Annotated in this window: 26 protein-coding genes; 5 read left to right on the top strand and 21 right to left on the bottom strand. The window is 39.9% G+C overall.

Features of this window, described 5'->3' with window-relative positions; genetic code table 11:
* Positions 1-23 precede the first annotated feature (23 nt).
* Positions 24-1,244: a 3-phosphoshikimate 1-carboxyvinyltransferase gene (locus tag SanaruYs_RS12840; protein WP_127122960.1), complete on the top strand. Its 1,221-nt coding sequence runs from the start codon at positions 24-26 to the stop codon at positions 1,242-1,244.
* 104 nt (positions 1,245-1,348) lie between these two features.
* On the opposite strand, the gene SanaruYs_RS12835 is transcribed toward SanaruYs_RS12840, so the two are convergent.
* The 6 genes from SanaruYs_RS12835 to SanaruYs_RS12810 all read right to left on the bottom strand — a co-directional run bounded on the left by SanaruYs_RS12835 (position 1,349) and on the right by SanaruYs_RS12810 (position 7,351).
* Positions 1,349-2,140, bottom strand: coding sequence for an ABC transporter substrate-binding protein (locus SanaruYs_RS12835; protein ID WP_127122959.1), 792 nt, complete (start codon positions 2,138-2,140; stop codon positions 1,349-1,351).
* 139 nt (positions 2,141-2,279) lie between these two features.
* Positions 2,280-3,353 carry a PAS domain-containing sensor histidine kinase gene (locus tag SanaruYs_RS12830; protein WP_127122958.1) on the bottom strand — a complete coding sequence of 358 codons (1,074 nt, stop codon included), beginning with the start codon at positions 3,351-3,353 and terminating at the stop codon, positions 2,280-2,282.
* A 38-nt stretch (positions 3,354-3,391) separates the two neighbouring features.
* Entirely contained in the window at positions 3,392-3,901 is a 510-nt protein-coding gene (locus SanaruYs_RS12825) for a YfiR family protein (protein WP_246011908.1), read from the bottom strand.
* Positions 3,902-4,001: 100 nt separating this feature from the next.
* A complete protein-coding gene (locus tag SanaruYs_RS12820) occupies positions 4,002-4,517 on the bottom strand; it encodes a YfiR family protein (RefSeq protein WP_127122957.1) in 516 nt (171 codons plus the stop codon).
* A 161-nt stretch (positions 4,518-4,678) separates the two neighbouring features.
* Positions 4,679-5,749: a M42 family metallopeptidase gene (locus tag SanaruYs_RS12815; protein ID WP_127122956.1), complete on the bottom strand. Its 1,071-nt coding sequence runs from the start codon at positions 5,747-5,749 to the stop codon at positions 4,679-4,681.
* Positions 5,750-5,779: 30 nt separating this feature from the next.
* Positions 5,780-7,351 carry an acyl-CoA carboxylase subunit beta gene (locus tag SanaruYs_RS12810; RefSeq protein ID WP_174842774.1) on the bottom strand — a complete coding sequence of 524 codons (1,572 nt, stop codon included), beginning with the start codon at positions 7,349-7,351 and terminating at the stop codon, positions 5,780-5,782.
* Positions 7,352-7,447: 96 nt separating this feature from the next.
* Between SanaruYs_RS12810 and SanaruYs_RS12805 the strand changes: the two genes are divergently transcribed.
* Positions 7,448-8,368: a Ppx/GppA phosphatase family protein gene (locus SanaruYs_RS12805; protein ID WP_127122955.1), complete on the top strand. Its 921-nt coding sequence runs from the start codon at positions 7,448-7,450 to the stop codon at positions 8,366-8,368.
* Positions 8,369-8,424: 56 nt separating this feature from the next.
* Here SanaruYs_RS12805 and SanaruYs_RS12800 read toward each other — a convergent pair whose 3' ends face one another.
* The 3 genes from SanaruYs_RS12800 to SanaruYs_RS12790 all read right to left on the bottom strand — a co-directional run bounded on the left by SanaruYs_RS12800 (position 8,425) and on the right by SanaruYs_RS12790 (position 12,641).
* Complete coding sequence (locus tag SanaruYs_RS12800) at positions 8,425-8,937, bottom strand: YfiR family protein (protein ID WP_127122954.1); 513 nt, start codon at positions 8,935-8,937, stop codon at positions 8,425-8,427.
* Positions 8,927-10,894 (bottom strand): TonB-dependent receptor plug domain-containing protein, encoded by a 1,968-nt coding sequence (locus SanaruYs_RS12795; protein WP_127122953.1) that lies wholly within the window; start codon positions 10,892-10,894, stop codon positions 8,927-8,929. Before SanaruYs_RS12795 ends, SanaruYs_RS12800 begins: the two co-directional genes overlap by 11 nt.
* 127 nt (positions 10,895-11,021) lie before the next feature.
* Positions 11,022-12,641 (bottom strand): DUF4139 domain-containing protein, encoded by a 1,620-nt coding sequence (locus SanaruYs_RS12790; RefSeq protein ID WP_127122952.1) that lies wholly within the window; start codon positions 12,639-12,641, stop codon positions 11,022-11,024.
* A gap of 87 nt (positions 12,642-12,728) precedes the next feature.
* Between SanaruYs_RS12790 and SanaruYs_RS12785 the strand changes: the two genes are divergently transcribed.
* Positions 12,729-13,808, top strand: coding sequence for an Ldh family oxidoreductase (locus SanaruYs_RS12785; RefSeq protein WP_127122951.1), 1,080 nt, complete (start codon positions 12,729-12,731; stop codon positions 13,806-13,808).
* Here SanaruYs_RS12785 and SanaruYs_RS12780 read toward each other — a convergent pair.
* The 7 genes from SanaruYs_RS12780 to SanaruYs_RS12750 all read right to left on the bottom strand — a co-directional run bounded on the left by SanaruYs_RS12780 (position 13,805) and on the right by SanaruYs_RS12750 (position 18,211).
* Positions 13,805-14,347, bottom strand: coding sequence for a hypothetical protein (locus SanaruYs_RS12780; RefSeq protein ID WP_127122950.1), 543 nt, complete (start codon positions 14,345-14,347; stop codon positions 13,805-13,807). The two genes, SanaruYs_RS12785 and SanaruYs_RS12780, sit on opposite strands and share 4 nt — an antisense overlap.
* Positions 14,348-14,638, bottom strand: coding sequence for a septum formation initiator family protein (locus SanaruYs_RS12775; protein WP_127122949.1), 291 nt, complete (start codon positions 14,636-14,638; stop codon positions 14,348-14,350).
* Positions 14,639-14,787: 149 nt separating this feature from the next.
* Positions 14,788-15,618, bottom strand: a complete 831-nt coding sequence (gene tsf / locus SanaruYs_RS12770) for a translation elongation factor Ts (protein ID WP_127122948.1) — start codon at positions 15,616-15,618, stop codon at positions 14,788-14,790.
* A gap of 87 nt (positions 15,619-15,705) precedes the next feature.
* A complete protein-coding gene (rpsB, locus tag SanaruYs_RS12765) occupies positions 15,706-16,467 on the bottom strand; it encodes a 30S ribosomal protein S2 (protein WP_127122947.1) in 762 nt (253 codons plus the stop codon).
* Between the two features lie 11 nt (positions 16,468-16,478).
* Positions 16,479-16,865, bottom strand: a complete 387-nt coding sequence (gene rpsI, locus SanaruYs_RS12760) for a 30S ribosomal protein S9 (RefSeq protein WP_127122946.1) — start codon at positions 16,863-16,865, stop codon at positions 16,479-16,481.
* Between the two features lie 3 nt (positions 16,866-16,868).
* Positions 16,869-17,312 (bottom strand): 50S ribosomal protein L13, encoded by a 444-nt coding sequence (gene rplM, locus SanaruYs_RS12755; RefSeq protein ID WP_127122945.1) that lies wholly within the window; start codon positions 17,310-17,312, stop codon positions 16,869-16,871.
* A 182-nt stretch (positions 17,313-17,494) separates the two neighbouring features.
* On the bottom strand, positions 17,495-18,211 hold the full coding sequence (locus tag SanaruYs_RS12750) for an RluA family pseudouridine synthase (RefSeq protein ID WP_370684887.1): 717 nt from the start codon (positions 18,209-18,211) through the stop codon (positions 17,495-17,497).
* Between the two features lie 297 nt (positions 18,212-18,508).
* On the opposite strand from SanaruYs_RS12750, the gene SanaruYs_RS12745 reads away from it, so the two are divergent.
* Positions 18,509-19,360: an SPFH domain-containing protein gene (locus tag SanaruYs_RS12745; RefSeq protein WP_127122943.1), complete on the top strand. Its 852-nt coding sequence runs from the start codon at positions 18,509-18,511 to the stop codon at positions 19,358-19,360.
* A gap of 149 nt (positions 19,361-19,509) precedes the next feature.
* On the top strand, positions 19,510-19,671 hold the full coding sequence (locus SanaruYs_RS12740) for a type II toxin-antitoxin system antitoxin (protein WP_127122942.1): 162 nt from the start codon (positions 19,510-19,512) through the stop codon (positions 19,669-19,671).
* Positions 19,672-19,754: 83 nt separating this feature from the next.
* On the opposite strand, the gene SanaruYs_RS12735 is transcribed toward SanaruYs_RS12740, so the two are convergent.
* From SanaruYs_RS12735 to SanaruYs_RS12715, 5 genes are all read right to left on the bottom strand, one after another.
* On the bottom strand, positions 19,755-20,183 hold the full coding sequence (locus tag SanaruYs_RS12735) for a hypothetical protein (RefSeq protein ID WP_127122941.1): 429 nt from the start codon (positions 20,181-20,183) through the stop codon (positions 19,755-19,757).
* Between the two features lie 206 nt (positions 20,184-20,389).
* Complete coding sequence (locus tag SanaruYs_RS12730; protein ID WP_127122940.1) at positions 20,390-21,433, bottom strand: sensor histidine kinase; 1,044 nt, start codon at positions 21,431-21,433, stop codon at positions 20,390-20,392.
* 122 nt (positions 21,434-21,555) lie between these two features.
* Entirely contained in the window at positions 21,556-22,245 is a 690-nt protein-coding gene (locus SanaruYs_RS12725; protein ID WP_127122939.1) for a response regulator, read from the bottom strand.
* 100 nt (positions 22,246-22,345) lie between these two features.
* Positions 22,346-23,392, bottom strand: coding sequence for an aminopeptidase (locus SanaruYs_RS12720; protein WP_127122938.1), 1,047 nt, complete (start codon positions 23,390-23,392; stop codon positions 22,346-22,348).
* Entirely contained in the window at positions 23,376-24,491 is a 1,116-nt protein-coding gene (locus SanaruYs_RS12715; RefSeq protein ID WP_127122937.1) for a lipid A deacylase, read from the bottom strand. The genes SanaruYs_RS12720 and SanaruYs_RS12715 overlap by 17 nt, the downstream gene beginning before the upstream one ends.
* Positions 24,492-24,629 lie beyond the last annotated feature (138 nt).

Raw genomic sequence — 24,629 nt, 5'->3', positions numbered from 1 at the left:
TTTGTATTCTCTAACTTGCCAACATGAATTCCATCACGCTGTCTCCTAAAAATTCTATTCAAGGTGAAGTCACGCACCTGCCCTCCTCTAAAAGCATTAGTAATCGCGTACTCGTCCTTAATGCACTGGCTGGGAATGTTGGTAAGCTTCACAACTTATCTGACGCTAACGATACGCAATTAATGCAGCGTATGGTTTTATGTAACGATGAAATCATAAATGTTGAGGACGCAGGAACTGTAATGCGTTTTCTTACCGCTTACTTTGCAATAAGTGGCAAGACAAAAACACTTACAGGTACTGCACGAATGAAGGAGCGACCCATTGGTATACTTGTTGATTCCTTACGTTTGTTAGGGGCCGACATCGACTATCTTGAAAAAGACGGCTACCCTCCTCTTCGCATCAAAAGCTTTCAAGATCAAAAAACAAATACGCTTCAGGTAAGGGGTGATGTAAGCAGCCAGTTTATTTCAGCTTTGATGATGATTGCCCCTGGTCTTCCAAAAGGATTAACAATTGAAATAACAGGACACCTCGGCAGCAAGCCATACATAGATATGACAGCGAGCCTCATGAAAGGTTTTGGTGCTAAAGTAAATTTTGATGGCCGTCTTATACAAATTGAAAAGCAGGTTTTATCTGTAAATGAACATACAGTAGAAGGCGACTGGTCAGCTGCAAGCTATTGGTTTGGTTTTGCTGCTTTGTGTAAAGAAGCCAACCTAATATTGCCTAATATGGCTCTGCGCTCTCTGCAGGGTGATCGTGTTGTAGTTGATATGATGGAGAACCTGGGCGTGGCGTGCGAGCCAAGGGGGAGCAAACTTCACCTGCGCAAAAAAGACCATATGCCCTTTTTCTCCTGGGATTTTACGCACTGCCCTGATTTGGCACAGACCATTGCAGTAGTATGTGCAGCTAAAGGAATTGAAGGGAGTTTTAAAGGACTTGAGAGTTTACGCATTAAAGAAACAGACCGTATAGCTGCATTACAAAATGAGCTTGCTAAAATAAATGCACAACTGATTGAGGAAGGTGATACCTGGCGATTAGTACCCTCAATCAAATTACCGGATAAAGTAAGTATACATACTTATCATGATCACCGAATGGCAATGGCCTTTGCTCCATTGGCTGGGTTAATGCAAGTTGAAATTGAAGATCCGGCTGTTACGCGTAAATCATATCCAAAATTTTGGGACGATGTTAAGCGCTTAGGAATTCTGGTCAATGTAGTTTAGTTAAGTTAAGACTTTTTATTGGCCCTGCCTTTGCCGAAGCGGCTACGTACAGGTAGGCTCACCTCCAGTCCTCTCCAAAGGAGAGGATGACTAAGGAAGCTTAACTAAACGACATTGGAATTCAGGTAGTGACTCAGTGAGTGTAAGTAGGCTGGGAATTTTAACAAACGACTACCATACCAGGAGAACATTTCTCCATCAACTAATATAGTTTTGGCGTTAGGTAAAACACGTTGAAGCTCAGCCATATGTTTTTCCTTAAATGGATAAGGCTCTGATGAAAGAAAAACAAGATCCGGATTTAATTGTTCAATAACTGATGCCGATAATTCGGGATAGCGTTCATCTACAACACAGTTGATTAGTCCGCTCATCGTTAGCATAGTATCAATAAAGGTATTTTGGCCTGCTGCCATCCATGGCTTTCGCCAGATTAAGTACAAAACCCGTTGCCCATTGAATATGCTAATAGAGGAAAACTGATGCTGGATTTGCTGTACCAACTGACCTGCTCTTTCCTTTTTTTGCGTAAGCAAACCAAGTTGCTCAATCATATTAAGAGCATCTTCTAGATTATAAATATCACTGATCCAAACCGGGTAGTCACGCATCAGTGTTTCAATCCCCTCTTGAAAATTTTCTTCCTTATTGCCAATGATAAGGTCGGGTTTAAGACTGTGGATAGCCTCCAAATCAAACTGTTTGGTTCCACCTATAATGGTTTTACGTGTTCTCCATTCTGCAGGGTGAATGCAGAACTTTGTAATACCCACCACTTCCTGATCAAGACCTAAATCATACAGTAACTCTGTTTGTGAGGGCACTAAGGAAACTATTCGCTTTGCTTGTGCCTGAATATTTACGGGCTGTTGAAGTTGGTCGTATACAATTGACATTGTAACAAAGCTAAGTGTGTAACCTCAAAAGCAAAAATCCTGTACAGCTATTGCTGCACAGGACTTGCATGTGTTACGCACAGGGTACGAAGAGAAAAGACCCTCTCAACAAAAACTCAACGACCCCGCGCGTAATTTCTTATAATATCGTACGACTTGATTGATTCGGTATTTCTACTACAAAGGTAGTACCTACATCTTTCATTGAAGAAACATCAATCGACCCATTAAGTCGTTGAACGGTATCTTTTACGATAAACAAACCGATTCCATTTCCATAGGATTGACCCGTGGCTCTGAAAAACCGATCAAATATTTTTGATTGGTATTGCGACTCAATACCAATACCATTGTCTTGTATGCGTATTATACACATAAGTTCATTTACCTCTACCTCTAATCTTATGCTGGGTGCTGCCTTAGAAAAGTCAGCATACTTTAGCGCATTAGATACAAGGTTGGTGATAATTGTTTTTACCCGAAATATATCTGAATAAAAATCAACCTGTTGATCAATATCCAACGATATGGCTATGCGCTCTGTCTCATGGAAATCACGTAGATTGTCAATTTCCTCTAAAATCAAAGGCTTCAATTCAATTTTTTCTCTCTTTATTTCAAGCCTTTCTCCTTTGAAGAAGTCATTGATTTCTTCAAGGTAAATATCAAGCTTTAATAAACTTTTTTTAATCAGAGATATATATTCAAGGCGTTGAAGGTCATCCGAAGTATTTTGTGCCAAACTGATGAGCCCTAACACTGACCTCAAAGGAGCCTTCAGATCGTGAGTAGTCTTATAAAACACCTGATCTAGATGCTGATTAGAATCTATCAGTGCCTGTTCTCTCTTTTTAATTTCAGTTATGTCGTGGAGTTTTACAATAATACCTCTCACCTGACTGTCATCGACCAGGTTATTAAATTGAGCCGAGAAGTAACGCTGTTCTTTATTAACAGGTATTCTGATACTAATATCAATAGTTTTGTGCTCAGATAATGATGAAACAGAATTTTTCCATTCCTCTGCGCTATTATCATTAATAAATTCAAAGATCGGACGGCCCAGTAAAGCCATCGGCTCCTGACCAAAAATATCTGTTACTGATGATGAGATATATCGGATTTTAAAATCCTTATCTGTAACCACCGTAATATCGCATGAGTTTTCTACTAACTCACGAAACATATCTGTTTGAACTTCCAACTTTTCCATAAACCAACCCCTCTTAAAACTTTCTTGCTGGAATTTACTTAGATGAGAATTGCCATACTGCTCAACTGGCTTGACACTTTGAGGTTGTTGCTACCAAAAGTTCCTTGATTCATCTCGAACTTTAGTTTTCCATCAATTACTTTAAAATTTATGCAGCTTCCCTTTTGTGCCAGTCCGTTACCATTGGTGATGGTAAGCACAGGCTTACCTGTAATGCTTCCTTTTATGGCTTCGAATTGATTGCTTTTGCCCCTGCCTAAGTAAACCACAGCACAGGTTGCTGCTTCTTCGGCAGATGTTAATTTCTTAATTACGTATTTCTTGCTGCCTTTCGGCTTGCCGTCATACCACTGTTTAAGGGTGTTAAATACATCTTCATCACCCATTACGCCCACAACAAATTCGCCACCTTCGGCTTCGTTGGGCCATTGTACATACTTAATAAAGTTGTACAACATGGCTGAGTGTATTTCATGAACGGGCTTGTCCTGGCCGAAAGCCAGACTAAGCGAGAAAAGCATAATGCTTGAGAGAATTAACTTTTTCATGGGGCTCCTTGATTTAGATTATTGGTAATGCAATCTACAATTTTCATTCCACAAGAAGAAGCCCCGGCCGTAAAGCCGGGGCCAATTCCCAAACAACCCATTAAATCACTATTGCCATTGAAGAGAGTGCACTAGACACTTTTAGGTTTGAAGCCTCAACTGCCTTTTGATTTAACTCGAACTTCAATTTATTATCGATGGTGCGGAAGTTAATCGCGCTACCTTTTTCACCAAGACCAGCCTTATCGGTGATAATAAGGGTGTTTTTGCCCTTTACTTTATTGCTGATCGCCTCAAAATCATTGCTTTTAGATCTGTCGATGTATACTACATCACACGCTGTAAGGTCTGCTGCTGAGTTGAATTTCTTAATTATGTAAGTCTTACCACTGCGTTCTTTGCCACCGTGCCATGTATTAAGTGTTGTGTAAATTTCGTTGTTACCAACGACTCCTATTACGAACTCGCCTCCACTTGCCTGATTAGGCCATTGAACATACTTTACGAAGTTCACCATCATCATTGAGTATACCTCATGAATTGGTCTGTCTTGAGCAAAAGTGTTAACGCTTACAAGAAGTGCCAGGGCTAGAACTACTTTTTTAATTGCTTTCATGTTGTTTGAGAGTTTTTGTGTCATTTGTTGATACAAAAGTAGGCCTCCCCAACAATCTGGAGAGGCCTATATAAAACTCAAACTTTCTGATGTAAGGTTTTTACAAATGCTGTGCTATTAAAAGTCCATTTTATATAAAAAATGGCTTTTTTTGCTTAAAATCACTTAATATACCTAAAGTCATGCCCTGATTTGAGCTGCAAAAGGAACTGATAAATTAACTGAATTACATTTTCCACGTCCTTTTTATGCACCATTTCTACAGTTGTATGCATGTATTTGAGCGGAAGCGAAACTAAAGCAGATGCTACCCCCTCTGCAGAATAGGCAAATGAATCCGTATCTGTACCGGTAGATCGGGAAACGGCTTGACGTTGGAAGGGTATTTTTTGCTTTTCAGCTGTTTGTAAAACCATTTTTAAAACATTGTTCTGAACAGCTGGGCCGTAGCATAGCACCGGGCCTGAGCCTGCCTTCAAATTGCCACTTTCCTTTTTATTGTACATGGGCGACTGTGTGTCGTGAGTAACATCTGTACAAATTGCCAAATCAGGTTTAATTCTGCGCGAAATCATTTCAGCACCCCGAAGACCAATTTCTTCCTGCACCGAGTTGACGATATAGAGACCGAAAGGCAGCTTCTTCTTGTCTTCTTTTAATCTTCTAGCCACCTCTGCTATCATAAACCCACCCATACGATTATCCAGGGCGCGGCCAACCAGCCAATCGTTATTTAACTCCATTAGCTCATCTTCGAAAGTGATTACGCAGCCTACATGTATGCCCATACCCTCAACCTCCTTCTTACTTTCTGCACCTACATCAATAAAGATGTTCTTCAATGACGGAGCTTCTTCCTTGGAAGAGTCGCGAACATGAATAGCAGGCCAGCCGAAAATACCTTTTACTATTCCCTTTTCAGTATGAATGTTTACGCGTTTACTCGGTGCAATCTGATGATCGGAACCTCCATTTTTGCGCACATAGATGTAGCCATCATCGGTGATGTAGTTGACAAACCATGAAATCTCATCGGCATGTGCTTCAATCACTACTTTGTAAGCTGCTTTTGGGTTTATTACACCAACAACAGTACCATATACATCAACAATATAATCATCAATGTATGGCTTAAGATAATCCAACCATATCTCCTGACCAGAAGATTCGAAACCTGTTGGTGATGCATTGTTTAAATAGTCGTATAAAAACTTTTTGCTCTTCTTATCCATATTCTAAAATTCAAAATTTCAAATTGCTAATTACAGCGGAATATTACCATGCTTTTTCCTCGGTAGCTTATCTACTTTATTCTCCAGCATCTTAAAGGCACGCATTAATTTTTCACGAGTTTGATCAGGATAAATTACTTCATCGATAAACCCACGATGCGAAGCACGATAAGGGTTTGCAAACTTACGTGTGTACTCGTCTACCTTTTCATCTAGTTTTGCTTTTGGATCAGCAGCTTCTGCAATTTCCTTCTTAAAAATAATTTCGGCTGCGCCTTTAGCGCCCATCACTGCAATTTCAGCAGTAGGCCATGCATAGTTTAAGTCTGCACCGATGTGTTTGCTGTTCATTACATCATACGCACCGCCATAAGCCTTACGTGTAATTACAGTTACGCGAGGCACGGTGGCTTCTGAAAATGCAAATAACAATTTGGCACCATTGGTAATAATGGCGTTCCACTCCTGATCTGTACCTGGTAGAAAACCCGGCACATCTTCAAATACCAACAACGGAATATTGAAACAGTCGCAGAAACGAACAAAGCGTGCTGCTTTTACACTTGCATCAATATCTAAAACACCAGCTAATACCGCTGGCTGATTACCAACTATACCGATGCTTCTTCCTCCTAATCTGGCAAAACCGACTACAATATTTTCAGCGAAATTTTTATGCACTTCGAAAAACGAACTCTCATCAACCACACCACTAATCACCTCACGCATGTCGTAAGGCTGGTTAGGGTTAGTCGGAATAATGGTGTTAAGCGCTGGTCTCAGTTCATTACCTTCTGTATAAGCTTTGCGTGGTGCAGTGTCCTCACAATTTTGTGGAAGATAGCTAAGCAGCTGTTTAATATTTTGAATACATTCTACTTCATTAGCGGATGCAAAATGTGTTACACCGCTTTTAGTGCTGTGGGTAGAAGCACCACCCAACTCTTCTGCTGTTACGTTTTCGTGTGTTACTGTTTTTACAACGTTAGGCCCAGTTACAAACATGAAAGAGGTGTTCTCTACCATGAAGATGAAATCAGTAATAGCTGGTGAGTATACTGCACCACCTGCGCATGGGCCCATGATAGCGGATATCTGTGGAATAACTCCAGAAGCCAGTGTATTACGATAAAAAATATCTGCATAACCACCGAGTGACACCACACCTTCTTGAATACGCGCACCACCAGAATCATTCAAACCTATTACAGGTGCTCCATTTTTCATGGCCATGTCCATGATCTTAACTATTTTCTCGGCATGTGTTTCGGACAGTGAGCCCCCAAAAACAGTAAAGTCTTGTGAAAAAACATAAACCAAACGCCCCGAAACGGTGCCATATCCGGTAACTACACCATCGCCCAGATAATATTCTTTATCTAATCCAAAATCTTTGGATCGGTGCATTACAAATTTATCCAGCTCTTCAAAAGAACCTTCATCCATCAATAGGTGTATTCTTTCCCTCGCAGTTAGTTTCCCTTTAGCATGCTGCTGCTCAATACGTTTGGCGCCTCCTCCCAGCAATGATTCATTATTTTTGCGGTCCAGTTCATCAAATTTAGCCTGCAATACCGGGTCGTTTATGCTCCTTTTCGTCATGATCTCTTTAAATAATAACAGCCCGAAATATAGCGCCCTTTAGGCTATACAAGAAGCCTAAATGGTAAATCCTTCTATTTTTGCGTGTCCAAAAATATGCAGGAAAGAATAGCCATTATTGACCTCGGTACCAATACTTTTCACCTGCTTATTGCTGAGAAGGTAAAAGAACAATATACTTTTATTTACAGGGAGCGACTAGCTGTTCGATTAGGCCAGCGCGGTATTAACGAGGGTATAATTCAGCCAGATGCCATAGAAAGGGCTGTTCGTGCCTTAGCAAGCTTTAAAACTACCATCGATCAATATGATACCATGGCCATTTTTGCATTTGGCACTAGTGCCCTTCGCAATGCAAAAAATGCTTCAGAGGTGGTAAAGACCTTCAAAGAAAAAGCGGGTATAGACATTAACATTATTTCGGGGGACAGAGAAGCAGAGCTCATTTTTATGGGCGTGCGCTCAGGGCTTGCATTGGGAAGGGATTATTCATTAGTAATGGACATAGGTGGAGGTAGTGTTGAATTTATCATTGGTAATGAAAAAGAAATTGTATGGAAGCAAAGTTTTGAAATAGGTGCCCAACGGTTGCTCGAAATGTTTCATCGCACTGATCCAATCGATCAAAATGAAATCGACCAACTTAATCAATACTTCGCTTCTCAATTACCAGCCTTATTTGATGCACTTAACCAATGGAAGCCAAAAACACTTGTCGGCTCTTCGGGTACATTCGATACTTTAAGTGATATTCATTGTATAAAACATGACTTGAACAGTAGCGTAGAAGATATTGAAACGCCACTAAGCATTCAGGGATTTAATGACATCTATGAAGAGCTATTGATCAAAAACCGGGAAGATCGCATGATGATACCCGGAATGATCGAAATGCGCGTAGATATGATTGTGGTAGCATGTTGTTTAATAAATTTTCTATTGGATAAATACACTTTCAAACAAATAAGGGTATCTACTTATGCACTTAAAGAAGGAATACTCGCTTCCTTAAAATAAAAAGAGCCAGCACTAAGGCTGACTCTTTCAATTATTCGGAGTAACTACTATAACCTTTAAATAATCTCGTGAGCAAGGGCCTGCATTTGAGTAGAAGTCTTTATGTTTCTTCCTGAAAGCTCAACATTATTGATATCGATACGCAATTTATTATCGATCGCAATGAAACTCATACCTGCTCCCTTCTTATGCAATCCTTCACGTTCTCCGATAATTAATACAGGCTTTCCTGAAGTCATTTTTTTAACATCGTCTAATTGCCCGCTCTTACCTTCAGAAACATAAAGGATATGAGGTTCACCAACCGTTGAAATATCTTCAGCCTGGACAATCTTTATCGGTAAGCCGTTTACGGTTTTTCCGGATAGCCCTTTCATCATTTCATCGTACACCTTCGACTTGCCAAACACCACAATAACAAACTCTGCTTTATTATTAGATGGCCAAGACATATACTTTGTCATGCCATAAACAAAAACAGAATATGCCTGGTAGTTGGTTGTTTGTCCCTTAGCAACAAAGCTTAACGCAGCTACACAGATAACCAGTAAAATAAATTTACTTCTCATCACTCTTGAAATTTAATTGATACGATAGTTTAAGAACAAGCTCCCGGCTTCTGCCTGGCAATGGAGCATATTCTCCGTTATAAGCTTGAGCAATTGCTGGTTTCTCATTTAATAAATCATAAACCCCTACTCCAATATTCAGGCCAGGAAGTAAATTTTTATAGTTTAAGTAAATATTTGCCAGGGTATAAGCTGGTAACTCTTCAGACACAACGCCCTCCCCATTCAAATCAGATAAGTATGCAAAGCGCTTGCCACCTGCTATCAATGAGGCGTTAACAGACAATTTCTTTGTTGCATAAACATTTGCTTGTAAAGTGAACTTGTGCGCTAACTGACCTGCATATTGCCTTGTTGTTTGCGTTACGATGTATTTATCCACTGTGTTTCCAGCTAAGGCCTCACTAAAAGAATAAGTGGCATTAACATACCATAAAGCTTTTCGCACACTGTAAATCAATTCCAGTCCACGACTCCCTGATTTATCATAGTTTTCATACCATTCATTAAAATCGACATCTGTCTCTTCAAAGCCATAAATGAGCACATCTTTAGTCGATAAGTAAAAAGCATTAACAGAAAGCAACATTTCGGGTGTAAATTGGTAACCAACTTCTAATTCAAAAACATCAGAAATTTCTGGTAATGCCCCCGTTGTGTCAAGTTTTACATTCTGTATTGAAGGAGAACGGAAAGCCCTGCTGTATAAAAGTTTAAAATGAAGATTTTCAATCTTTTTCGTGAGCGCCATGCGTGGTACGAAAGCACCATCGTAGCGATTATTTTTCTCGAAGCGGAAACCAAGAGTGGCATTCGCCAGACGATGTTTAAATAAGGCCTGAGTATAGAATGCGTAATTTTTCAGTATAAGCGTTTCTTCATAAAGATTATCAACGCCCTTATCTTGAAAGTACAACGCCCCCATATTTATGTTAACCCTTCTACTTAAATCGTAGTTAGCATCTAACTGCCCCAGTACGCGTTGGGCATCCGTATTAAAATCATTCTCAGGCGTTTCGTAATAATCATAATCCCATGGGTTCTGCTTTTGAAACTGGAATTTTGGTGCCAGTGTAAATTTCTCATTCATTTTAAAAGCATACCCAGCTTCAAGGAAATAACTCTGGTAAGAAATTTCTGTTGTCGGATCTGTTACCTCAAAGTTATCATAGACAGCACGCACATAAGCATCCTTATATTTTATACCAAGGTTTATATTCGTTGGGTCTGACGATGCAAGGTCTGTTAGATTCACCGGATCAGACTCTCCAAAATAATCCTGATAATCACCGTCACTGGCAATTGCCTTTCCCTGATAGGCTGTAAGATCCCATGATAAGTCTTTATTTTTTTGTGCAAGCATTACACCTGCATTGCTACGACCTACAGCTGAAGAATGTAGACCACCGGTTGCAAATACCGCCACTCCATTTAAAGAACTCGCTGCTCTGGTAATAATATTGATTACACCATATTCAGCAGAGCCACCATAAATTGCTGAACCAGGACCACGAATAATTTCAATCCTCTCTATTGTCTCAATGAGAAAACGATTACCCAGAGCAACAGTCTGATAAAGGAGGTCATTCATTGGCTGACCATCCAGCAAGAAAAGGACTTTACCTTCGTTAGCCCAATTGCCACGCAAGCTTACGCCCTGTACAAATTGCAGGTCTTGCGAGATATCGAAACCTGGAATAAGTCGTAGAACATCAGTAATATCACGCGCACCTGAATTCTCAAGGTCTTCACGTGTAATCACGCTTACAATACCTGGCGTTTCTCGGGTAGTCAATGAAAATCCAGAACCTACTTTTGTTGATTGATTAAGCTGTTTTTGCAGATCACTCTCTGCGGTAAAGGCATTCACGTTCAGTAGTGAGTCCAGGTCTTGTGCTTTGGCAAAACCGGACGCAAAAGCGATTATTAAAACCGCTCCTAAAAAGGGTTTAAACATAAATAGACAGGGGGCTAAATTGGAGCCCAAAAGTACGAATAGAAAGGAAGAATGCAATTGTCAATCAAGCGATTAGCTCTGATTTAAATCATTGAAAAAAAGAAGCCCTCTTCGGAGGGCTTCTTTTTTATTCTAGACCGCTTATTTGCTTATCCTTTGGATATTTTACTTCGTATTTAAATTGAAATTTCTTTGTCTCATTGGGTTGTAAACCTACCTCCCAAATCAGTTTACCGGTTTCTTTATTAAACCTTGCACCACCACTATCTAACGCAGTAATCTCAATCTGGCTATTCATCGATATTGGTAGTTGATCTTCAACGATAAGCTGTATTGATTCTGCCTTAGTGTTACGAACAGATATCTCAAACGTATAGGTGTCGCGTTGATTACTACCTATTGTCCTTCTGCTGCTGAAATCCTTTAGTTTTTCACGTTTTACTACCACCCGCTTATCGCGACCTAAAGAAATTGCAAGCGTATCTTTAATAGAATTCGGATCAATAAAAGAGGTGCTTACAAAAGTACCTTCGAAAAATATGTTGGCTTGTCCAGGAAGCAGGTTAAAATCTTCCCAACCCACTGCTTTTGCCAATAAAAATGCATCGTTGTCAAGCTTTGGCGCAACTGAATATACATAGCTTGCTTTCATCTCATAGCTTCTAATATCCACCATTGTTGGTTTATTGGCAGAAGACACAGTGTATGGCAGACTAATAGCAAACTCTGTATTGAGCGAAGTTTGAATGGTGTTTACAAATCCTGACATACTTTCTACTTCTTGCAATCTATCAGCAACCACAGCAGATTCTTCAGCTGCAACCATGCTACGCATAGCTGGCTTACTTTGCATTTCCATTTTCCTGTTACCATAAATAGGTTGTGGTATATAGAAATCAAGTAGCCATGTGTAGAGTTCAGGTTTTACACCGCCTTCACTTGGGTTTGCGGTACTTAGGGTAAGTTTTACATTATTCCATTCTTCACCTGTGCTCTGGTAAACATTTGCTTTGTAATTTAGCTGAACAGGGCTTTTAGTATTAGTAGCTCTCAAATCATAAATGGGTTGCCATCCAGCGTTGCCAACTACATAATTTAGTTCCAACTCTACTGCTGTTGCTGCATCCGCAGAAAGCGCCACAACAATTTCACTTGTATTGCGGCTATACATATCATTTTGTTCTGCTATCTGTCGTTGCAAGCGCACAATACTGGCATTCGCCTTCCTGATTTTATCTTCATGCTTCATCCGTGTGGTTACTATATCAGTCATTCTTGTTCTAAAGAAGTCTGACATTGCTTTTAATTCCGCCACTGTTAGGTTGCTTTGTGTGCCACCAATTTTTTGGTTACTCAACAACATTTGCTCTTCCTTGTTAAGGATTTCCTTCTGGCTCTGCTCTAATTGCAGTTGTCTTTGCAATAACTCAACGGAATCTTTCAGTGATTTTAGTTTAGCAGGCATATTGAATTCATTTAAAAAATTCTGGCGATGCGAGATTCCTTCAATCACCACCTTACCCTTACCCGATACTTGTACGGATTGTTGATCTAACAATGCAGTAAGCCCGGTAACTACCAAAGTACTGCGACCCGCGCCTACCTTGGTTTTAACCTCTCGTGTAACCTGCGCTTTATTTAAAAATACTGTTACATCGGTAATCTTACTATCAACGCGTAGTTCGGTTTGTGTATAGGCCTGTACATGCATTAAAGCAAACAAGGCTACTAGCATAAGTTTTCTCATATATAGAAATTTATAAAGAAGATGCGGTTATAGGGCTAATTCCATACCATAACTTAAAATATTTCAGCTTCGTTCTATCTTTGTGCCATGACAGACGTTACCCTCCCTTTTGAGCAGCTCCGATCTTTTGCTCTAACTGTTTTTGCAAAAATTGGTTGCTCACCTGAAGACGCAGCATTGGCTACCAATGTGTTACTCAGTGCCGATTTACGTGGTATTGACTCTCATGGTCTTGCTCGATTATCCGGATACGTAAGATTATGGGAAGCCAAGCGCATTAATACACAAGCAAATGTAAAGGTAGTTTATGAAACGCCCAGCACAGCAGTAGTAGATGGCGATTCCGGTCTTGGTTTAGTGGTTGCCCCTAAAGCCATGCAAATAGCCATAGAAAAAGCTAAAGTTGCAGGTACTGGTTGGGTTTCTGTTAAAAACTCTAATCACTTCGGTATAGCTGGCTATCATGCTATGATGGCTTTGCAACACGATATGATCGGCATGGCCATGACCAATGCGAGTCCGCTTGTTGCTCCAACTTTTTCAACGGAGCGTCTATTGGGAACCAACCCCATCGCGGTAGCAGTGCCTGCTAAAGAGCAACCTGCCTTTGTTGCTGATCTTGCTACCACCACTGCTGCCAATGGCAAACTAGAAATTTTACAACGAAAAAATAAAACAGCACCCACTGGCTGGATACAAGACAAGGATGGTAATACCTCTACTAATCCACATGAGTTAAAGGATGGTGGTGCGCTTATTCCGTTGGGCAGCGATTATGAACATGGCAGCCATAAAGGATATGCTTTAGGTTCTGTGGTTGATATTTTTTCGGCAGTACTCTCAGGTGCTAACTATGGCCCTTGGGTTCCTCCCTTTGTTGCTTTTTTACAACCACCAGCCGACCCGGTGGGCGAGGGTATAGGTCACTTTTTCGGTGCCATGCGTGTTGATGCATTTAGACCTGCCGAAGAATTTAAAACACACATGGATAAATGGATAACTCGTTTTAGAAGTGCCAAAACTGTAGAAGGAAAAGATCGTGTGTTAATTCCCGGAGATCCTGAGAGAGAAATGGAGAAAATTCGCTTAACCAGTGGCATACCGCTTAATGCCAAAGTGGTTGAAGACCTTACTGAGCTTGGGAAAAAATTTGGGGTAAATTTCTAAAAGGAAAAGAAAACCCTGAGAACCCAAGGTGAACCGAAAGGTCCTGAATTAGTAAACTTAAGATCGTATAAGGCGACAAAGTTAAGAGCCCCGCGTGTTCCGATTCGCTGCGTATAACCAGCACCCACCAGAAAACGCTCGAATATTACTCGCTCATTATTATCGTTAAAAATGTCTGGATCAACACTGATAAAGTTATATTCTGTAAGTGCGAATAACTCGTTTGTTACATTGTAACGTAAAAAAGGATTTCCACCATATTGAGAAGTTGAAATATCCAGGTCTGAATAATTTAAGTAAGTATAATTGATACCAACACCTGTAGAGAGTTTCGGTGTTAGCATATACCCAAGTATTGGTGATACCTGTGCATAAAAATAGCGGTAACCGTTAAAGTCGCGGCCGGCATCCATACCTAAACCACCACCAACATACATTCTATCCTTCAGACTCCAACCAGTGTCTTCTCCTATTTCACGTTGTGCAAAAACGAGGTTAATAGATAGAAAAGTAACAATCAGGGTAAGTGATAATCTCATTTATTCTTCAACGACTAAAAAGATTTCTTCGGTCTCTTTTTTCATTAAATATTTTTCACGCGCGAATTTCTCAACCGATTCGCGGTCACCAAAAAGATCGTCATGATCCTTTTGTACCTCTTCAATCTTTTCCTCATAATACTCCTTCTCTGCTTCTAAAGATCGGAGCTTGGCTGTTAACCTGAATCTGGACAGGAAGTCGTTTTGATCTAAGAAAGACATCCATACAAGAAAGAAGACTGTCCCAACAACATAAAAGTTGCGAAAAATAGGATTTACTCTTTTCAACATAGTTTAAAAAATGATAGCTAAGGTAGTAAAAGCAATCTAATATAAAAAGGCCAGGAAAATCCTAAAATGACAGAGGCCTACATACATAGTTTAAAAACAAAAAAAGGGAGTCAATAGACTCCCTTTTTTTTTACTATTTTATTGATGGATTAACCAATCATTACACGCTTAAACTCAACTACTGTTAACCCTTTAGTTACGCTGTCTAAATATTGTGCTACAGTCTTAGAGCTGTCTTTCACAAAAGTCTGAGGTAACAAAGTGCTGTCTTTGAAAAACTTGTTCAATTTACCAGCAGCAATTTTCTCTACCATGTTTTCTGGCTTGCCTTCAGCAAGGATTTGCGCTTTAGCAATCTCCAATTCCTTTTCGATAAGGGATTTATCAACTTGTGTTTCATCAACAGCTACAGGGTTCATGGCTGCAATTTGCATACCTACATCCTTACCTGCTTCAGTTACATCTTTGCCATTAACACCTTTCAGTGAAACCAACACACCTAATTTAGAACCCATGTGTATGTAAGGCACAACTGCTTCACCAGTCATACGCACATATTCGCTGATCTCGATCTTCTCACCAATTTTACCAACCAACTCAATGATTTTATCATTGATGGTTAAGCCACCACCGGCAGCTTGTGTTAGTAAGTCCTCCTTTGTAGCAGGTTTATTAGTGAAAGCCGTTTCAGCAATCAACTTACCTAAGTTTTGGAACTCTTCGTTCTTACCTACGAAATCAGTTTCGCAGTTAAGGGCGATCAATACTGCTTCTTTCTTATCATCGCTGCTCTTTACAAAAACAGAACCTTCTTTTGCATCGCGATCAGAACGGGAAGCAGATACTTTCTGTCCTTTCTTTCTTAATATTTCAATTGCCTTTTCGAAATCACCTTCTGCTTCGGTAAGGGCCTTTTTACAATCCATCATACCCGCACCAGTCATTGTGCGGAGTTTGTTTACGTCTTGTGCTGATATCATATGTTTATAAATTAAAAAAATTCAAAATTCAAGGTTCAAAATTGAAACCCTGAATTTTGAATTTCAGATTTTGAATTTTAAATAATCTTAAGCTACAGTCTCGTCAACTTTACGCTTTTCTTCTTCGTCTTTCTTAGAAGCTACATCTTCCTTGTCCTTCTTGCGCTCTGCCAATCCTTCTTCAATTACTTTACCAATGTGTTTCACAATGATAGAGATTGATTTGAAAGCATCGTCATTAGCAGGTATAGGGAAATCTACAGTAGTAGGATCTGAGTTAGTATCCACCATAGCAAATACAGGGATATTCAACTTCAATGCTTCTGTGACTGCGATGTGCTCACGCTTAACGTCAATGATGAAAAGTGCAGCAGGTAAACGGTTAAGATCGGTAATACCGCCTAACAATTTCTCTAACTTAGCCTTCTCACGTGTTACCATCAAACGCTCACGCTTTGCAAGGTTGGTAAACGCTTCGTCCTTCATCAACTTCTCGATCTGAGAAAGCTTCTTCAATGACTTACGGATAGTAGCGAAGTTTGTTAACATACCACCTAACCAACGCTCGGTTACGAAAGGCATGTTTAAGCGTGTTGCCTCATCTGTGATGATGTCTTTAGCTTGCTTCTTAGTTGCTACGAACATGATCTTACGACCAGAACGTACAATATTCTTCAAAGCGAAGCTAGCCTCATCCAGGCATGACAAAGTCTTGTTCAAATCTATAATGTGGATACCATTGTTTTCCATAAAGATGTACTCGGCCATCTTTGGGTTCCACTTGCGGGTAAGGTGACCAAAATGTACACCTGCCTCCAATAATTCCTGATAGGTAATTTTTTGTGCCATTGTCGTATCGATTAACGCTTGCTAAACTGGAATCTCTTTCTTGCTTTTGCACGACCGAACTTCTTACGTTCAACCATACGCGAGTCACGGGTAAGCAGGTTGTCTGTTTTCAGGGCTGCTCTGTTTTCTTCGCTTATGCGCACCAAGGCACGAGCAATACCTAAACGGATTGCCTCGGCTTGTCCTTTAATTCCACCGCCTTCTACATTAATTGTTACATCATATTGGCCTTCCAGTTTAGTAGCTGCTAAAGGCTGCTTCACAGTAGTTTGATGTATTTCTGATAAGAAATATGTTTTCAATTCGCGGTTATTGATAAGAATAGCGCCATTGCCTGGTGTTATGTAAACACGGGCTATGGAAGTCTTTCTTCTACCGACTGCATTTTTAGTCTCCATGTGTTAGAATTTAATCTGTTTAGGTTGTTGTGCCTCGTGAGGGTGCTGATCGCCCACGTATACATGCAAGCTTCTGTATAACTCGTTGCCAAGTTTATTCTTAGGAAGCATACCGCGTACTGCGTGTTCAATCAAGCGCTCTGGGTGTTTGCTCAGGATCTGCGTAGGTGTATGCTCGCGTTGTCCACCTGGATAACCAGAGTGTGTGAACAATACGCGTTGCGTTAACTTACGGCCTGTCATCTTTACCTTTTCAGCGTTGATAACTACCACATGATCTCCACAATCCACATTAGGTGTGAAGTTGACCTTTCTTTTTCCACGTATAATGCTTGCCACCTGGCTGGCTACTCGACCAAGAACTTGATCTTTTGCATCAACCAATACCCAATTCTTCTCAGCAGTTGCTTTGTTGGCGTGAGTGGTTTTGTAACTTAAATGATCCACTTTATTTTAAGTTTTAATTGTTTAAATACCCTTCTCTTCTAAAAAGGGACACAAAAGTAGGTGTTTGGTTGAGATTATCCAAAGTGGCGCGTTAATAATAACACAAATGAGCAAAATTAACTGACAATCAAGTAATTAGCAGTTGGAAACGTAATGTGTCCTGATTTTTATCGGTTGCAAACTTAAGAGGCCAGGTCTAGCTGCCTCACCAAGGCCGCAAAATCTTTAGGGTAAGGTGCCTCAAATCGTTGTTTTTCACCATTAATAAGGTTGAATTCAAGCGAAAACGCGTGTAGTGCCATCCTTTTCATCAGTGGCTGCTCTTCGGTATATTTTTTAAGATTGAAGCCCCGTTTTAGCTGCGAAAGCATGACCGGCCTTCCTCCGTACTGCTCATCTCCCGCAATGGAAGCTCCCAGACTTGACAAATGGATACGGATTTGGTGCATCCGACCGGTAATGGGCCTACACTCTATTAATGTATGTTGACGGTAAGATTTAACGGAGGTAAAATAGGTTTGTGCCTCTTTACCCATACGGGAGAGTTTAACAATGCCATCATCCTGCTTTAGAATGGGGGCGTCTACCAGTTGATCCTGAAATCGATGAATCCCATCGACTACTGCATGGTAAATTTTATTGACCTCGCGGTGCTCAAACTGCATACTCAGGTGACGGTAAGCCTCTGGATTTTTGGCAAAGGCCAGCACACCTGAAGTATCCTTATCTAAGCGATGGCAGGCTTGCGCATCATCCGAATATTCCTTTGCCAGTGCCAACAGATTTACCTTCTCTACTCTATCATTTAGTGTAGACATGTATGGCGGCTTATTCACAAGGAAGAAATCTTCATTTTCAAAAAGAAGAATGTCGGATATGGATATTTTGGAGGCTTTCAATCGAATTTGGTAGTTGAAAGTACAAAGTTACCATTTTTCGGGACGGATTTTTTTTCACCACCCTGAAACTTTATTTTTCGCAAACCGTTTATCAATATGATATCAATTTAATATCAAAGGGAATTAAATATGAAATTTACCTAGTACTAACAATGTCGTGCACGTAGGCCTTCTTTTCTTTGCCCTCACACTTGCCTCTGCCTGGGAGAGTATAAATAGAGCTTAAGTAAACGACATTGAATCACTGAAATTTATGCACCTTATTTTATTCGTCCTCAACCCTAAAATTCTAGTAAGATGAAAAATGAAAAAGACTTTTCGCCCATATCAGGTTATGTAATGCTGGTGATCATTTTTTTAACCTTTTGCTTCAGTTTGTTTGGCCTGATTGCAATGCGACATCCAATCTTTGTTTTTCCATTAGTTTTCGCGCTCATATTAATACCGGGTTTCTTTTTCATTAACCCTAACAGCTCGGTAGTACTTGTGCTTTTTGGAGATTATAAAGGCACAGCAAAATCCAATGGCTTCTTTTGGGTTAATCCATTTTTCGCTAAGAAGGCAATATCGCTGCGTGCCCGAAATTTCGATAGCGAAAAAATAAAAGTAAATGATAAAGTGGGGAACCCTATTCAAATCGGTGTAATTCTGGTGTGGCAGGTAAAAGATACTTTCAAAGCTGCTTTCGAAGTAGATAATTATGAAAACTTTGTGCGCATACAAAGCGATTCTGCTGTGCGAACACTTGCAGGTGAATTTGCTTATGACAATTTCGATTCTGAAGAAGAATTAACGCTTCGTTCAGGGCATACTGAAGTGAACCATGCACTTGAAGAAAACTTACGCAAGCGATTGGAGATTGCGGGCATTCATGTTATTGAAGCACGCATTGGTTATCTTGCTTACGCACCTGAAATTGCAGGCGCTATGTTGCGTAGGCAACAGGCTACAGCAGTAGTAGCAGCACGTCATAAAATTGTAGAGGGGGCTGTAAGTATGGTGCACATGGCTTTGGAACAATTGTCGAAGCACAATATTGTTGACTTGGATGAGGAACGAAAAGCAGCCATGGTTAGTAATTTAATGGTTGTACTTTGCGCAGATAAAGATGTTAGTCCTGTAGTAAACACAGGTACTTTGCATAATTAATAAATTCAAGGTCGTTTAGTTAAGCCTTTATTATGGCCCTGCCTATGCCGAAACGGCTACGTGCAGGTAGACTCACCTCCATTCCTCTTCCAGAAGGGAGAATATGGAATCTTAACTAAACGACATTGATTAACAATTTACGAATCATTATGGCTCAGAAAAAACCATTTGTACTTCGGATAGAACCAGAGATATTAAAGGCACTCGAAAAATGGGCCGCTGATGAATTTCGAAGCACCAATGGTCAGATCGAGTTTTTACTTTCTAAGGCTTTGAAAGAAGAAGGTAGAGTTAAGTCAAAAACAAAATAAGCACTTTAAGTTTTTATATATTTCTTTTAGAAATCTAAAACATTATTCTGAAACCAAGTAACATTTCCAACATACTACTGATGCTACTTTTGAATTCTACTGTTTAAAAAATCACTCAGTTGTGTCGGTGCATCACTTCCTACCCTAATAGATTTAAGTTTATCTTTAAACAGGATTTCAACACAATCCACGCCACCTAAACTGTAAAGCATATAGTTAGAAATTTGACCAGAACCAGCGACAGAACTTTTTGCAGGCCTGGCTTCTTGCAAACTATGGATTGGAATTGTTTTCCTTATTAATCCAATTCCAAATGCTATGACCAGTTTGGTGTCGCTAACTTTAACTTCAAGCTTATAAAAGAAAATAAGAAACACTAAAAGAAATGTGCTAAAACCAAACATAAGCTCGTGCGAGGGCTTTTCAGCATAGAACAACATAAACCCAATTAAAGTCATCTCAACTATTATGCATACCATAATAATGGGTCTTCCAATTTGCGTAAATTTCATAGGTGATTCAATACTTGAAATCAAATAACTGCACAGTTTAATCAAGCTGACTCTAATCCTTTTTCGGAAAATCAAATTGATGAGCCCAAATATCGTGATAAGGGTTATCAGGATTGGTTCAAATGATATCTTAAACGTGTAATTATTTCTGAGAGAAGATAGTTTAGAAATCTATCAATTCATTTCTAGATATATTGAATTAATTCTCAATCCTCCTCTGGCTTTGCACGCGGAAGTCTGAAACTAAATACTGAACCTTTACCGATTACGCTCTCGACTTCAGGTTTGCTTTTATGATTTTCTAAGATGTGTTTTACAATGGCCAGACCTAAACCTGTTCCGCCTTTTTCGCGACTGCGGCTTTTATCTACTCTGTAAAAACGTTCGAATATACGAACCAAATGTTCCTGTGCTATACCTTCCCCATGATCACGCACACTAGTGATTATATTTTTCTTGGTTACTTCAAAACTAATCAACACTTCACTCTCTTCACTGGAGTGTTTAATAGCATTTGAGATGAGGTTTGTCATTACCTGATTGATACGCTGCCAGTCTGCATAGGCAATCACTTTATGAGGATGTCCGTCAATGCGTAATTTTATTTTTCGTTCTTCTGCTTTTTCCTCAAACTGTTCTATCACTTCCTCAGTCAACTTCACCATGTCTATGGTTTCGAAGTGCATTTTAATCTGGCCTGTTTCTATGTGCGAAAGTGTAAGTAAGTCTTGTACGAGTGCATCCAACCCATCAAGACTCTTGGCTGCTTTCTTTAAAAACTTAGTGCGAACATTTTTATCGTTCACTGCCCCATCTAACAAAGTATGTACAAAACCTTGTGCTGCAAAAATGGGTGTCTTCAACTCATGTGATACATCTGCAATAAATTCTTTTCGAAAAGCTTCCAGTTTTCTCAGTTCATCAATTTCTTTCTGCTTCAATTCTGCAAATGAAAAGATCTCTTCGTTAATACTTTGCAGTGGGTTTAATGTTCCCGATTTCTGTTTTCCTAAACCACCCAATTCTTTCTTTTTGAGTTTGCCTACCAGCTTATAGATTTTATTGACTTCACGAAAAATCAAAAACTCCAACACAACAAAAGTTAGCAGGTAGGAAACAGATAAACTGATAAAAGCAGAAACCAGTAGTGCACTTGTTTCAATGCCTTTAAAAAGAGAAAGGAATAAGGTTGTAATCAGCGAAATGCAAAAAGCGAGCAGAAGGGCTAGTACACGCGAACTATAAACCATGATGATTCGGTGATTCGTTGATTACTTGATTCGTTGATATAGATAACTTTTCAATAACTTTATTCAAATATAAAGGTAACATTTAAGCAATCATCGAATCAACGAATTTACAAATCACCAAATTAATTTAAGCTAAACTTATACCCTACGCCTTTAACGGTAGTAATAAAGTCTTCCCCAATTTTTTCTCTCACTTTTCTAATGTGTACATCCACCGTTCTGGCTAGCACATAAACATCCGAACCCCAGATATTTTGTAGCAAGTCTTCGCGACTGAAAACCTTGTTGGGGTTTTGAGCCAGAAAATAAAGCAACTCAAATTCCTTTTTAGGCAGGTTAATTTCTTTATTACGGATCTTAATGGTGTAACTGGTTCTATCTATAGTAAGCTCGCCAATTGAAATTTGGCTGGAAGGCGCTTCTTTCTTTGTATCCCTGCGAAACAAGGCACTTATGCGGCTCATGAGTGCCCGGGGTTTAATGGGCTTGGTTATATAGTCATCGGCTCCAACATCAAACGCTGCCACCTCCGAATACTCTTCTGATCTTGCAGTAAGGAAAACCACAAAGGTTTTTTCCAGTTCAGGTATGCCCTTAATTTGTCGGCAAGTTTCCACGCCATCCATTTTGGGCATCATAATGTCCAGCAAAACGAGATCGGGAAGAAAACGCTTGGCAATTTCAACGGCTTTCATTCCATCGCTGGCTGTTTTTACATCGTAGCCCCCTTTTTCTAAGTTATACTTGAGTAACTCCAGGATTGGTTCCTCATCATCTACAACCAAGACTTTCTGTGCGGGCTTTGTGGGCATGGTATTTCAGTTAATGGTCAAAAGTAGGGAGTAGTACTCTATTTAAAAATACGAAGTCTTTTCTTAACAATTCCTTAATTATGGGCAAAAGGTCTTAACATCAGTCAGATGCGTACTTCTGCTTAAGGTGCTCGAGATATTTCTTCAAATCATTGTTAAACCTGGCTTCACATTCTCTTTCAAAATAATTCTGTTTGGCTTCATATTGCATAAAAGACATGAAATAGGCATTGTTGGGCAAATGATTAACAAACCGTTTTGAAGGCTTCTCCACAAGCTTAAGGGAAAGGGTATCCAATCTCATTACAATCGAGCGGATTGTTGCTTCTTTTAACTGCTTCTTTTCCTCAATACTTTGTTGTTCTTCAAAAGTTGTATACAAGCTATCCAGCCTCTTGGTTCCCCTTAACATGTGTTCGGCAAACAATGTATAATCATCGTCTTCATACAAATACTCAAAATATTGCTTGCTTTCTTTGCCAAATTTATGTCGCACAAACTCCAGAGCCCCTGCGTCACCAATAAAATTGGCCAGGTTCTCATTAAAGTCTATGCTATCCTTAATAAACATGGTGGTGTGCACCATTTCGTGAATAATCAAACTGGCAAGATCGCCCTCGCTTCGTTTCAGCATATTACTCAAGATGGGATCGTTGAACCAACCAAGTGTAGACCAGCCACCGGGGTTACGAACCATTACATCTTTACCTGATGCTTTCAATTCATCGCGTAAAGCAAGCGCAAGCTCTTGTTTGAAAAAACCTTTGTAAGGTACAGCACCAATAAGCGGGAAGGTCCATTTTACCGATTGCAAAGCAAACGGTTCGCAGGCCTGCACTACCCACATGATTGGCTTGCCTTGCTGGTCGTACATTTTTTTATATACATCGGTATCGTTAAGCCCAAGTGAGTCTATGGCGAAGCGCCTGATCTCTCCTATCAGCAAAAGTTTTTGTTTTAATGAATCCGGATAATTAGGGTCTGCAATAAAATCCTCCACCGGTTTAGCATACCAGATTATTTTTGCCTGCCCTATCCCCTGCCTTACACCATACACTACCAACTCTTGATAGATGGCGAAGAGCAACAATAAAATGCCTGCACTGAATAAAAATATTTTCCTGCCAACTCTACTTTTCTTTTGCATGCCCTAGAAAAAAGCGATCGGTAAAATTGAAATAAAAGCCATAAGCATATTGAATGTTGCTGGTATAGGTATCATAAATTGGTTCTACACGCGCAGTCAAAGTCAGGCCTGTTGTTAACTTCTTTTCGTATAAAAATCGTAACATATAAAGTATGCGAGCCTGCTGAACTAAATACGGATAGCGTTCCGTTGTAACTGGATACATCTGCCCACCATCATTGGTTAAAAACTCATTACCATACCAATAACTACCCATAACACTTAACCCAAAATTTGATTGCACATAAGGATTGATGTAAATGCCATTGCCATCTTTATATGGAACAATACGGCTGGTAAGACTTTTATACGTGAGGAAGTAAGATTTTAAACCAAAGGCTTTAATAAAACCACTGGTGCTTTTATTAATATTAAAACCACTGGCAGAAGCAAATACAGAAGTGAGTGGCTGAGGATTACTATCGATCTGCCCTCCTGCGTGGCGTACAGTTGCCTGAATCGGAACTGAAAGCGACCAATCATTTTTGCTTAACACTTCCTTATTTAACGACAAGCCAGCAACAAATCTTTCCTGATCGGGGTCGTTGAAGTAGATCATCTTCTCCCAGTTTACCCAGGTATCTACAAAAAGTCCGTCTCGCTCAACTAAAAATTGTAGTCCGTTTTCAATACGTTTATTTAACACATTCTCGAAGTCGTAAAGCGGCTCTACTAATTGATGATGCAAGCTGCCTTCTATGGTGCCAATCGTTGCTGAGAAATCTCTGTGTTTGAATTTAAGGGAAAGTGTGGGCACAAAGGTAGACAGGCGATCGTTGCCAAAATCTTGTTGCAGATAAGCCCCAACATCCAACCTGAGTTTGCTACCAACCTGATAATAAACAAAGGGGTTAAGCTGATAACCAAACAAAGTATAACCACTGTAGGTAGTTTCGAAGTACTCGTTGTTTTTGCCAAAAGCCAAAAGACGAATACCCGCGTACAGGCGATTAGAGTCTTGAGGGCTAAGACTTAACTTTTGATCAAAAGCGGTGTTATCAAGCTGAGCCTTGACTGAAAAGCCTGTGAAGAGCATTAAACAAAAAATCAGGTATTTCATGGATTGCGAATATAGCGAAAGGACGCGTTCGAGATACAGCCTACCACAACCATTGGCAGTATTACTAAAAGTTAAAGGGAAAAAACCATCCCATATTTTGTTTGGGTCGCAGTTTATATCCTTCCACTCAGCAAACAG

It is taken from the genome of Chryseotalea sanaruensis (assembly GCF_003990915.1).
Taxonomy (GTDB): domain Bacteria; phylum Bacteroidota; class Bacteroidia; order Cytophagales; family Cyclobacteriaceae; genus Chryseotalea; species Chryseotalea sanaruensis.
Note: the sequence above shows the minus strand (reverse complement) of the source record. Positions and strands in the feature narration are given on the sequence as shown.